This window comes from Fluviicola chungangensis (genome assembly GCF_007558725.1).
Classification (GTDB): domain Bacteria; phylum Bacteroidota; class Bacteroidia; order Flavobacteriales_D; family Crocinitomicaceae; genus Fluviicola; species Fluviicola chungangensis.
Genome location: NZ_VLPL01000005.1, coordinates 77650 through 89875 on the forward strand (window position 1 = coordinate 77650; position 12226 = coordinate 89875).

Annotated in this window: 6 protein-coding genes; 2 read left to right on the forward strand and 4 right to left on the reverse strand. The window is 42.8% G+C overall.

Annotation, left to right across the window (positions count from 1 at the left end; all coding sequences use genetic code 11):
- Window positions 1-15: 15 nt before the first annotated feature.
- A complete protein-coding gene (locus tag FO442_RS11135) occupies window positions 16-513 on the forward strand; it encodes a DinB family protein (RefSeq protein WP_144333269.1) in 498 nt (165 codons plus the stop codon).
- A 150-nt stretch (window positions 514-663) separates the two neighbouring features.
- Here FO442_RS11135 and FO442_RS11140 read toward each other — a convergent pair whose 3' ends face one another.
- From FO442_RS11140 to FO442_RS11150, 3 genes are all read right to left on the reverse strand, one after another.
- Window positions 664-6891, reverse strand: a complete 6228-nt coding sequence (locus tag FO442_RS11140) for a PKD domain-containing protein (RefSeq protein WP_246073843.1) — start codon at window positions 6889-6891, stop codon at window positions 664-666.
- A gap of 61 nt (window positions 6892-6952) precedes the next feature.
- The gene (locus FO442_RS11145) at window positions 6953-8371 is read right to left on the reverse strand and encodes a PorP/SprF family type IX secretion system membrane protein (RefSeq protein WP_144333271.1); all 1419 of its coding nucleotides are present in this window, start codon (window positions 8369-8371) and stop codon (window positions 6953-6955) included.
- Window positions 8364-10583, reverse strand: coding sequence for a T9SS type B sorting domain-containing protein (locus tag FO442_RS11150; protein ID WP_186280070.1), 2220 nt, complete (start codon window positions 10581-10583; stop codon window positions 8364-8366). The genes FO442_RS11145 and FO442_RS11150 overlap by 8 nt, the downstream gene beginning before the upstream one ends.
- Before the next feature lie 191 nt (window positions 10584-10774).
- On the opposite strand from FO442_RS11150, the gene FO442_RS11155 reads away from it, so the two are divergent.
- Window positions 10775-11467: a rhodanese-like domain-containing protein gene (locus FO442_RS11155; protein ID WP_144333273.1), complete on the forward strand. Its 693-nt coding sequence runs from the start codon at window positions 10775-10777 to the stop codon at window positions 11465-11467.
- Between the two features lie 102 nt (window positions 11468-11569).
- Here FO442_RS11155 and FO442_RS11160 read toward each other — a convergent pair whose 3' ends face one another.
- Window positions 11570-12133, reverse strand: coding sequence for a hypothetical protein (locus FO442_RS11160; protein WP_144333274.1), 564 nt, complete (start codon window positions 12131-12133; stop codon window positions 11570-11572).
- Window positions 12134-12226 lie beyond the last annotated feature (93 nt).

The following is a 12226-nucleotide window of genomic DNA, read 5'->3' on the forward strand; positions in this document are numbered from 1 at the left end:
TAAAAATTAAAAATCATGACAAGAAAAGAGCAATTACAGGCACAGTTAGCTGCAGAAGCAGAAACTACAAGAAAATTTATCCAGGCGTTTCCTTTTGACAAAAAAGAGTACCAGGTACATGAAAAAAGCATGAAATTAGGAGATCTTTTTCTTCATGTGGTTGATCTTCCTTTGTGGGCTGAAATGGCCGTAACAACAAATGAATTGGATTTTGAAACGGCTCCTTACAGCCCGAAGCAATTGAATTCGGTCGAAGAGGCTATGGACTACTTCAACGAATGTGTTTCAAAAGGAATGACCGCATTGGAACAAGCCGCCGATTCCGTATTCGATGAAGAATGGACACTTCGTTCGGGTTCCAAAATTCATTTTGTAAGTACCAAGGAAGACGTGGTACGTGTTGCGCACAATCAAACGGTCCATCACAGAGCTCAATTAGGAGTAAACTACCGATTACTTGGGATACCGGTTCCACCTAGTTACGGTCCGACAGCTGATTATACCGATTTTTAATCAAATGGGAGCCTGAATAAATCTCTGAAAACAAACAGGGCGTTCCGACTAAGCCGGAACGCCCTGTTTGTTATTTTCAAATGTTTTGACGAAATCTTGTTTACGACCCACTAACGTTTGTCTGTATCAGATCGAAAGCAATGCTTTCTCTTATTTCAACATGTTAACGTGTCCTTCAAATTCGCGTGCTTTTTTATCTCCACCTCCTTTGGCAACAATTCTCCAGGTATAAACTCCTTCTTTTACGGTAACTCCATGATAAGTTCCGTCCCATCCGAATTCCACATCGTGAGATTCAAATAAAACTTCACCCCATCTGTTATAGATCGTAAATGTATAGTCGTCTAAAGCCATTCCTGCAGGCATTACAGGTTTAAAGACATTGTTAAACTCATCTCCGTCCGGAGTAAATGTATTCGGCACGAATACCAGGAATTCTTCAACAAACAGGATTGGTTTACAAATATCATTGGTACATCCTTCAGGAGAAGTGACTGTCAGACAAACCTGGTAACTTCCTGCATCAATATCTCCGTAATTGATTACCGGATTTTCAAGCGTGGATGTACCGAACGTACCAAAATCCCAATCATAAGACACCGCATTCACAGAGTTATCATTGAAATGTACGGTTGAATTGATGGTTGTCGGCGGAACCGGGCTCCAGGTGAAATTTGCGATCGGATCAGGCACAACACAAACAAAATTTTGTAAAGTCGTATCCGTGATACATCCATCAGTCGTGGTAATCTGAACGCTTACATCGTAACATCCCACAGGTATATATTGATGCATTACGTTTGATGTTCCGGTTCCTGTTGAGCCATCACCGAAATCCCACTGTGCATCCGTAATAGAACCAACCGTTCCGACAGGGAAGTTAAACGTAGGAGTAAACGGTGAACATCCGAAAGCCGGGTCAACCAAAAATTCAGGGCTTGGCAATGCATAAATCTGAACTGTCACAGGCAGTGTATCGTATCTGTAACACTCATCGTGAGCGACCATCAAGACTGTTTCCGATCCGTTTGGAGTATAAGAATAAGAAGTGCCGGTTGCCAATGTGTCGTGCGCAATTGGTGTTAGCCATTCGTACGTATACCCCGGTAAACCATCTACTCCCGAACCTGTCATTGTAACAGATTGCCCGGGACATGCCATTACCGGTGTTGTAACAGAAGCAACAAATACAGGTCTGACAGTCACATCCGCAGTTTCAACATTCGATGCACATCCGTTCTGATCGTATACCGTGCATGTAAATGTTGCCGGAGCAGTTAAGTTTACATTCAAATACTGAGTTGTATCTCCGGTATTCCAAACAAAATAATAAGGAGCTATTCCTCCGGTAGCACTTCCTGATAATGTACCGTAACCGTCATAACAAATCAACAATCCATCTTCAGGAATAACACCCTGAACCAATGGTTGTGGTTGTCCGACAGTAATTGTACCGGATTGAGTACATCCTGCAGCATCCTGAATTTGGATAGTATATGTATTGGCGCACAATCCGTTGAATGTATTCGAAGCCTGGAATGTCGTTCCGTTATCCACGCTGTATCCAGTTGCTAAATTCGAATTAATCGTAATCGTACCATTACAATCGCCGTTACACAATGCATCCGTTGCACTTGTACTTGTGATGACCAACAAAGGTGGTTCCGTTATACTAAAACTTTGAACAGCAGTACATCCATTATTGTCTGTAACAGTCAAGTCATAAGAAGCTGCACACAATGCATTCGTTGTATTGGAACCTGTTGCTCCGTTAGACCATGCATAGCTATAAGGAGTCGTACCACCGGCAACAGTTGCGGTTGCATCACCATCACACACTCCATGGCAACTTGCATCATTCGTTGCAATATTCTGAATAACCAATTGTGCAGGTTGAGTCACAATCACCGGAGTATTGATCGTACACCCGTTTGCATCTTTAACAACTGTATTGTAAGTACCTGAACTTAGGAATTGAACAGTTGTCTGATTGGAGAATGTAGCTCCGTTGTTTGTACTATAAGTATAAGGTGCTGTTCCTCCTGAACCACTGAATGCGATTTCTCCGGTATTGTTATTAAAACAAGTCAGCGCAGTTGGAGTGACGGTTGCTGCAAGCGGTGTTGGTTCAGTAACTGTAATTGGCTCCGTATCCGTACAACCGTTTGCGTCGGTAATCGTCAAGGTATATGCTCCGGCGCAAATATTAGTGATGAGTGAGGCAGCCTGAGGTGTTCCGATTGAATAGGTAATCGCACCGGTACCTCCTGAAACCGTTACTTGCAATTGTCCGTCGCAAGCAGCATTACAGGTTACATTTTGAACTGCCGCCCCGATAATATTCGGTGAAGCCTGATTTGAAATGGAAACAGATGTACTTGCCTCACAGTTATTCGCATCATGAATGAATACATCGTATACTCCAGCAGGTAAACCGGTATAAGTTGAAGTAGCTGAATAAGTAACCGAGTTATCAATACTGTAAGTATATGCTCCGGTACCTCCGGCCCCAGTAATTGCCAATTGACCGTTTGAAGCAGCACATGTTTCATCCGTAGGAACTACGTTCAACGTTACAGCAGTCGGTTCACCGATTACCTGAACAGCCGTAATGAAACAATCATTATCATCTTTTATTTCAACATCTATGTTTCCAGCGCATAAGTTTTGAAGCGTCGAAGAAACGAAATAATTTAATCCGTTATCCGGACTGTATAAATATGGTGCAGTACCGCCGGAAGCGTTGACAACGATTTGTCCGTCACATGCATCAAAACACTGAGCGTTTGTCGGAGTATAGGTTGCCGTTAACTGAGCCGGCTGATTTACAGTTGCGGTACCGGTAATCTGGCATCCTGCTGCATCCTGTGTAATCAGATCATATGTTCCTGCAGCCAAACTGAAGAATGATTCGATTGGAGAAAAAGTTGCTCCGTTATCAATACTGTATTGATAAGCTCCAGTACCTCCGGTAGATCCGATCTGAATCCCTCCTGAATTGTCATTAAAACAAGTTAAATCAAAAACAGTGGTTGCCATTGTTAATGGAGCAGCCTGGTTTAATGTAACCGTTGCGTTTACAATACAACCATTCACATCCGTAACAGCCAAATCATAGGTTCCGGAAGCCAATCCTGTAAAGGTTGTTCCTGCCTGGAAGGTAGCCCCATTATCAATACTGTATTGATATGCACCTGTTCCTCCGGTTACATTCGTGAATTCAATCTCACCGGTATTTCCCCCGTTACAGGTGATATGAGTAAGATTTGTATTAAATGCAATTTCTGCAGGCTCATCAACCATAAACGGAATGGTAAACACACAGTTACCGGCATCTGCAATCGTTACTACATGCGATCCAAAAGGCAAACTAGGGAAGAATCCACTAAACTGAGTCGCTCCGGAATTATCCAGTTCGTATGTAATCGGAAGTGCTCCACTTACGTTCGTTACTTCGATGGTACCATCAGGAACCCCAAAGCAGTTCGCATCTGTTTGGATAAGAACGATCCCTTGCATTTCAACGTCATTAATACCAAAGAACACCGATTCTGAACATCCCAATTGGTCTACAGCAGTAATTTCATATGCCCCACCGTACAAGTTAGTGAACGTCCCGCTCGGTTGGAAAGGTCCTCCATTCATGGAATAGGTGAAGGGTCCGTTCGTTCCGTTTGCCTGTACCGTAATAGCACCATTATTAAATCCACAATTCGATTCAGTAACAACTGTCGTGTCAATTCCGAATCCCGGAGGATCAACCAAATTTTGTACAGAAGTAAACTGACATCCATGAGAATCCTGGATTAGGATGGTGTTATTACCTCCACAAGCGCCAGTTATTGTACTCGAAGCTTGCAATGGTCCTCCATTTAATGAATATTGATACCCAGGAGTACCTCCAGAAGGAGTTGCAGTGATCGTACCATCGCAGGCACCGTTACAAATCGGATTTGTATTAATAAAAGTTCCCGATACAGGTGTGGGTTGTGTAATGGTTACATCGGAGTTTGTCAAACACCCGTTTGCATCTTTGACAACCACATGAATAAGTCCAGCACATAATCCGGTCATCGGGTTTGCCAATGCATATGTAATTCCATTATTGGAAGAATACTGATAAGGAGCAGTACCTCCGGATGCATTCACCTGGATTTGTCCATCACAAACTGCGTTACAAGATGCCGCAGTCAGTGTAGTTGTAAATGTTAATTGCGGAGGGCTGGTAATAGTAAAAGGAATACTCGCAGAACAACCATTAACGTCTGTTACGGTAGCAGTATATGAACCGGCAGTTAAGTTTGTAAAGGTATTCGATGCCTGTCCCAGTCCTCCTATTGAATAAGTGAATGGTGAAGATCCACCTGCAACGCCGATGATTACAGATCCGTTCACACCACCGAAACAACTCACGTTTGTTTGGTTTTGAATAGAAGCAACCGGAGCGTTTGTTGCGGTAATGGTAATGGACAAGTTTTTTGTACATCCTTTCGAATCAGTAACAACCACATTGTGAACCCCTGCCGTTAACCCGTTAAACGTTGCACTTGCCTGGCTAGCTCCTCCATCAATAGTATAAGTGTAAGCAGGTGTTCCGCCAGCAGGAGCAACTGTAACCGATCCATTATTCGAACCACAGGTTGCCGGAGTAATTGCACTTTGAGTTAAATTTAATATAGCCGGTTGCGTAATTGTTTGGTTCAATACGATCGTACAGCCGTTCGCATCCTTGATCGTAATTGCATAAGCGCCATTGCACAATCCGGTAAACGTGGCACCTGCCTGGAATGCTCCGCCATTGAGACTATAAGTATACCCTGGAGTTCCCCCGGAAGGAGTCACTGTTATACTTCCGTTACATGAACCGTTACAACTCACATTTACAGCAGCAAGTGTACCGCCCAATGCTGTTGGTTGTGTAATGGAAACGTTTGCTGTCGCCACGCATCCCGAATTATCTGTCATCGTCACTGTATATGCTCCCGCGCCTAAGTTTGATGCTGTTTGTGTTGTTTGACCACCGGTCCAGGAATAAGTATAAGGCGCCAGACCTACAGGAGTAGCTGTAGCAGAACCCGTTGTGGCCCCGTTGCATAGCACGTTCGATCCCGCAGCAGTGACACTACAACAGACCACTCCTGCACCAATGGTAAATGTTCCACTGGTCGTACAGCCGTTAGCACCGGTGACGGTATAATTGTAATTCCCATCCGGTAGATTCGTGAAGTTGGCCGTGGCCCCGGCCGTATTGGCCTCGACGACCGATCCTGTAGTCGGACCGGAAATATTGACGGTATACGGCCCCGCACCCGCCGGGTTATCAATAACTACAGAACCGTTATTATAATTCGCACAGGATTCTGCTGTTGGCGTTACTGTTGGCGGAGTTAAATTCGAGAAGTTAATCGTTACCGCATCATTCGCCGTAACGGTTGTTCCGTCACACCGGTTATAAGTAACTACAGAAGTATAAGTTGTAGTGGCTGTGGGACAGACATTGATGGTATTTCCCGTACCGATCTGAGTTGCTCCCTGGAACCAGGCAACCGAATAATTCGGAGTACCTGTCGGCGTAAAACGCCATCCTTCAGGAGTAGTAACTGTCCAGGTTGAACCTGCATTTCTACCCGGAGCCGCTATCCCTGCAGTACCGGCAGGATTTTGAATCCCTATAATTGCACGGCCGCCATTCCAACTGGAACAGAGGTCTTTCTGTTGTACATATATATCTACCACGTTGGTTGTTTCATACAACACCATCATGGATGTAGTGAACTTAGAAGTATTACATGAACCGGAGAAATGAGGTAGGTTATTGAAAGAAACCACAAAAATACGACAAGGTGCCGTACCCAATAAGTACCATTTAACCGATCCACCATAGGATGGGTCAATATCATGGTACACTCCGAAAATATCTCCTGCACCCGTTAAAGCTGTACTAGGACAACTTGCAGTATACGACCATGGATTGAAAGATCCACCTGCCGTACCTCCACCAAACTGGATTGTACCATTCGAACCAACATTAATAGTTGTATAATTGGTTCCGTAATAACAAAAGTTAAATGGCAAAGTGATCGGATTCGACCAAACATCATCCGTTCCGACTGAAACCGCAGTACCCCCTGCCTGGTTATAAGCAATAGGAGGTGTATGTGGAATAGAACTTACAGAATAGGTTGTCGTAGCACCCGTTGCAAAAGGAGTTGCCGTTAAGTTCGTACATGGCGTAGAACAAGGCAACGTTTGATCCGGACCAGCATTAATTGCCGGACACCCAGGAAATTGAGCTAAGGATACTGTTGAAAAACCCAAAGTGAACAATAGCAGCGGTAGCGAGCTGCAGATTGATCTGAAAGCAGTAGTTATTTTCATAGTCATAGAGTTCTAGTTCAATGTATTGACTGTATTTTTTATAAAGGGTTGCCTAAAAATGTTAATTTTTTATATAATTTAAAATCCAAACCTTTTGTTTTTTCTTCGATTTATAATCATTAAATGTCTTTGTGGCAAGTTCCTGATCCAATGAATACAGGATTACGACATAGAAATAATTATTCGATTCATTAATAACAAGGTATGAATTCGGATATTCATTTGCGTTTTTCGATAGCATCAAATCTGCATTTTGCCTGTTCGAGAAGACGCCCGTAATCACATAAAACCCATCAGGCGACTCACTCTTATCCAGGTTCACAAAATGATATCCTTTTGCTACCGGAATAACCTCAGGAGAAGTCATTTTAGGTTTAACCGTATCAAGTGGCACCGGAGGAACCACTTTCGCTAAATTTGCCAGGGAATCTTTTTCTTTCTGCAAACGATCCTTTTCCGCACGTTCCTCCAGCAAACGCTTCAATTGATTCTCGAGTTCATCCTTCAATTTCTGAACAGAATCGCGCTGCCTGGCCGCCAGATCATCTACTACCCGTACTTCCTTTTCTACGATTTGAATCTCTTTTTCACGCTTACCTTTAAAGGAGAATCCTAAGAAAATTTCGTGATTCATCCCGGTATTGTAGGTTTTCAAAGAACCGATCAACAATTCGTAACTGTACCCGACTCTTAAAAAATCGAATACACGAACCCCCGCATTAAACTGAACGGCATAATCGGATTTATAGGTCGCTGAAGCCCAAATCATGTTATTATAAATAGCCATCGCAGTCACATCATACTGAAACGGAATATTTGGCATGTATCTCAAAACAGCATTCGGACGAATAACAAATTTCTCATTGACATGAAAATCGTATTCCAGTGACATCATGTAATGCCGTTCCAGCTGGTAATACCCCCTACTCTTTTCACGGGCATATTTTACTTTTCCTCCAATAATTTGCGGAACCGAAATACCGATTCGCAGATCTTTCCAATTGTAAAGCAATCCGACATTCATATCAAAAACAGGAGCTGTTGGTCTTAACCCGGTCAAATACGGATCATTGATTTCCTGCGCATTGATTTGATTGTAATCGATCCGGTTATCCAAAACTCCGGCAGAAATACCAAACCGAATATTTTGCTGATCATTGATTTTCAATTTGTAGCTATAGTTCAAACTGGACATCAATTGCTGCTGAATTCCCTGATTTTGATGAGCGACAATAAGTCCCAACCCCATATTTCCTTTTGCGATAGGACCTTCAACTGTCAGGTAATTGTTTACAGCAGTCGAACCAAATGATGAATAGCGTTGATTTCGAACAAAACTGGCATTTACATAATCGCTCGCCCCGGTAGAGGCCGGGTTATATACAAATGGATTGATCAAATAATGATTGTAGAAAGGAACTTGCTGTCCATATAAACTTCCCCAACACAAACAAATACAAAGCAGTAGTAATTTATTCATTTCCCAATAGTGTAATTGTTCCTTTATATTCCTCTTCTGTCCCCCCTTTCAGTACGACATAATAATAAGTTCCGTTCGGTAATCTGGAACCTTTAAAACTGCCATCCCAGTCATTTTTGTAATCCTCATTCTCGTAAAGCAATTTCCCGTACTGATTAAACACTTTAACAGCCGTCATCGGAAAAAACTCCACACCGGTAATGTTCCAGGTATCGTTCATATTATCATTATTCATGGTAATGACATTTCGAATATTAAACTGGATCGGATCCAAGACCTTTATAACAACGGTATCCCCGTCGATACATCCCGAAGTATCAATCACGTAATAGCCATAAGCGGTTGTTGTAGAAGGTGTAGCTACCGGATTTGTGATCGTGGAGTCAGAAAGGGTTGATCCCGGCATCCAAATTCCTGTTACGCCTCCTGAACCGTTTAAGGTAATTGTTTCTCCCAAATAGATTGCCGTATCAGCACCTGCATTTGCAATCGGAGCAGGCAACATCGTAATAACCGCCTGATTGGAAACCGTCGGAGGGCAAACACCATTTAAAGCTACAACCTGGAATTGCACATCTTGCATGATTGCAAACGTATTGTAATCTATCGTATCCGAATTCGGAACCGTCTGCCATGTTACACCATTATCTGTCGAAAACTGCCAGTATAACGAATCAGCAACAGAGCCCACCAGGTGTAAATCCTCCGATGTACCCTCACAAATGCTTCCACTTTGGTTCAAAACTCCTACTACCGGAGCTGCATCCAATTTGATGATCGCAGTATCGGAATAGTAATCAGGACAGAAACCTCCCTCCAGCTGAGCCCGATAAATAGTGGTTAAACTTTGCCCTGTATAATCGAATGAAGTAGTCGTATTTGCGACCGGTATCCATGTATTTCCTCCATCCGTCGAAGTATCCCAGTTTAATACAGGAGTCGTTGCGCCGGTCATATTTAAAATTCCGGCTACCGAAGAGGCACAAATGGTATCGGAAGGACCTATTGTTGGATTCGGCGGCAATGCCTGAACATAAATAATCGCAGTATCCGAAATCACATCCGGACATTGTCCTCCTTCTGTAATCATTCGGTAAAAAGTCGTTTGAGTCAGATTTGTATACCCCAGGCTTCCGGTGGTATTTCCCAATCCGGTCCACGTCATACCATTGTCAATAGAAAACTCCCAATTCAGCACCGCACCGAATGTTCCGGTGGCATTAACAAAACCGGTTGCATTGGTAATGCATAAAGAATCACTTCCAGTTAAGACAGTTGGGGGATAAACCGGGTCTACATATATCATGGCAGTATCGGAGTAAGCATCCGCACAAATTGCACCGTCTACAAGCACACGGTAAATGGTTGTAGCGGTCAAACCCGAATAATTGTAGGTCGTTGATGCGCTTGCCACAGTTGTCCAGGTACCGCCTCCATTCGTAGAATATTCCCATTGTATCGGAGGCTGATTATTTCCGGAAAGGGTTAATGTCCCGTTAGCCACATTTTCACACAAAGAATCTGAACCGGACAATGTTCCCGGAACAGGTGGCGTTTGAATCGAAACAGTAGCATACCCCGACGTATCGTCCGGGCAATATCCGCCATCAATCACCACATGATATTGTGTGTTCTGAGCCACATTGTTGTAAGCATAAGACGGAGTAGTTGTACTTGGTATCGGAGTCCAGGTGGTACCTCCGTTTACAGATGACTCCCAAGTTGTAATGGTACCGTAGGACCACCCTGACAAAGAAAGGGTCCCAGCATTTGCGCCCTGACAGACGGTAATATCGGATGTCACTGTTCCGGGAACGATCGGACAGTCATTTTGGACCGTCCAAAGTAAGGTATCATTCAGATGATTCACATCTCCGGCTCTTGAAACCCACACCTTCATTGTATGAGCACCGCATACCGACAAATCAGCTTTCACTGAAAAACTGAAATTCCAAGATGCTCCGGCAGTCAAATTCGAAGAAAGCGGCTGATTAATAATCGTTCCGCCATCCACACTGTAATATACCTGAATGGTATTGGACGGCATAATGACGCCCGAGTTATTATTAACCAATACGGTTACTGTTTCCAGATTGGACAGAGCACATCCCGAATTGGGAGAAAAATGATTTTGTAACCAAACATCTTGTGCTCTAGTTATAGAAGAAAATGTGGTAAGTAAAATCAACAGAAACGAGCATCGGAGAAACATAGGGTATAAGTGTTGATAAGCTATCGTATTTGAATTTTTTATCATTAACTAAATCGAAATTAACAGTTTTTTACAATTATTCCAAATGGACATTGTTTACATTTACGCAGGAATGGGTGATTTGGTTTCCAAAAGCTGGATATAAACCAACAAAACCCCATTTTGGATGTACAATATACATTTAATTATCAATGAAATACCTTGCAAAATTCACAAAACAGCTTACTTTAACGGTTTTCTTAACAATTCTTACTCACCCTTTTGCACAACGGCTTGAATTAGCACCTAAATCGTTTTTGGACTCTATTCAGAACAAACAAAATCAGCTTCTGGATGTGCGCACACCGGATGAGTATAAGCAGGGACATATTTCCGGCGCTTTTCAGGCAGACTGGAACAATTTTGATCAATTTAAGGAGCGGGTTTCCTCCCTTGACAAGCATAAACCGGTTTACGTTTATTGCCTAGCCGGGTCCAGAAGTACTGCAGCTCAAAAATGGTTGCTCAAGGAAGGGTTTGAGACCGTTTTCAATTTACAGGGAGGGATCAATGCCTGGAAGCTGGAAGACCTTCCCCTGGAAGGAACAAAAGACGTCAAACAAGTAACTTTATCTGAATTTTTAACGTCACTTCCGAAAGATCGGACGGTCCTTGTTGATTTTGGTGCAGCGTGGTGCCCGCCCTGTAAAAAAATGAGTCCGATTGTTGATGAATTGTCAAAGGAATACCCGGTCACCTATGTCGACGGAGGCTCTCAAAACCAACTGGTTAAGGAATTGAACATTACCAGCTTCCCCACTTTCATAGCCTTTAAAAATGGGTTGGAAATTAAACGAATAACCGGTGTTTGTTCCAAAGAGGATTTGAAAAAGCTGCTGGATTAATTTTTTCAGGACTTAAACATTGAGTCAATGCTTTTTTATAATCTCATGATATCACGAATTCGAGTCCGCTTTTACAAAAAAAATGCCCCTCTAAATCTCCAACTACTCACTCAACAAACTGATTGCCGCTTCCCTATCGCTCCACAGTTCATCCAACGTGATATGGAACTGAGGATTCCGGTTTAACCATCCCTGCAAATAATGTTTGTGAATCATAATCTTCCAGTCACTTACCTGGTTCGGATCAATCCGTTGCTCACGTACTAGTTTAGGAGCAATTTTCTCCAGGCTATCAGATAGATCTGTAAAATCAAAACGCTCACCCTTCAACCGAAGATAGCAATGACACTCAGGAATGTTCTGATAAGCCTTATCCTTAAAAAAATCGATCAGTTTTAAATGAGTCTCGCCATTCATGAGAAATATACCGGCGATCAACTCCACTTCGGGATAGCCGTTTTCCAAAGCTAAAGAAGCCAATAAGGCATGTTTGGAAGAACAAGTTCCCTTTTTTTCGGAAAGTACCAGGCCAAAATCTTCGCGGTTCGTATTCCGTCCGTAGGGAAGCTTTGCAACAAAATCACATGCATCTTTAAAGGAAGAAATCCCTGCTTCTCGAAAAGCGACAGAGTATGGATCGTTGGATGTGAGTTCGAAATCAATCATTATTGAGAATTGAAAATGTACAATTGAAAAGCTGGATTCGAGCTCGCTTTAAGATCTGCAATTCCGATCTTTTTATTCCGCTAATTATCTGAA

Excerpts from the sequence above, each read along its gene's own strand:
- FO442_RS11160 (WP_144333274.1), bottom strand. The coding sequence starts at position 12,133 with ATGATTGATTTCGAACTCACATCCAACGATCCATACTCTGTCGCTTTT.
- FO442_RS11145 (WP_144333271.1), bottom strand. The coding sequence starts at position 8,371 with ATGAATAAATTACTACTGCTTTGTATTTGTTTGTGTTGGGGAAGTTTA.
- FO442_RS11150 (WP_186280070.1), bottom strand. The coding sequence starts at position 10,583 with ATGTTTCTCCGATGCTCGTTTCTGTTGATTTTACTTACCACATTTTCT.
- FO442_RS11140 (WP_246073843.1), bottom strand. The coding sequence starts at position 6,891 with ATGAAAATAACTACTGCTTTCAGATCAATCTGCAGCTCGCTACCGCTG.
- FO442_RS11135 (WP_144333269.1), top strand. The coding sequence starts at position 16 with ATGACAAGAAAAGAGCAATTACAGGCACAGTTAGCTGCAGAAGCAGAA.
- FO442_RS11155 (WP_144333273.1), top strand. The coding sequence starts at position 10,775 with ATGAAATACCTTGCAAAATTCACAAAACAGCTTACTTTAACGGTTTTC.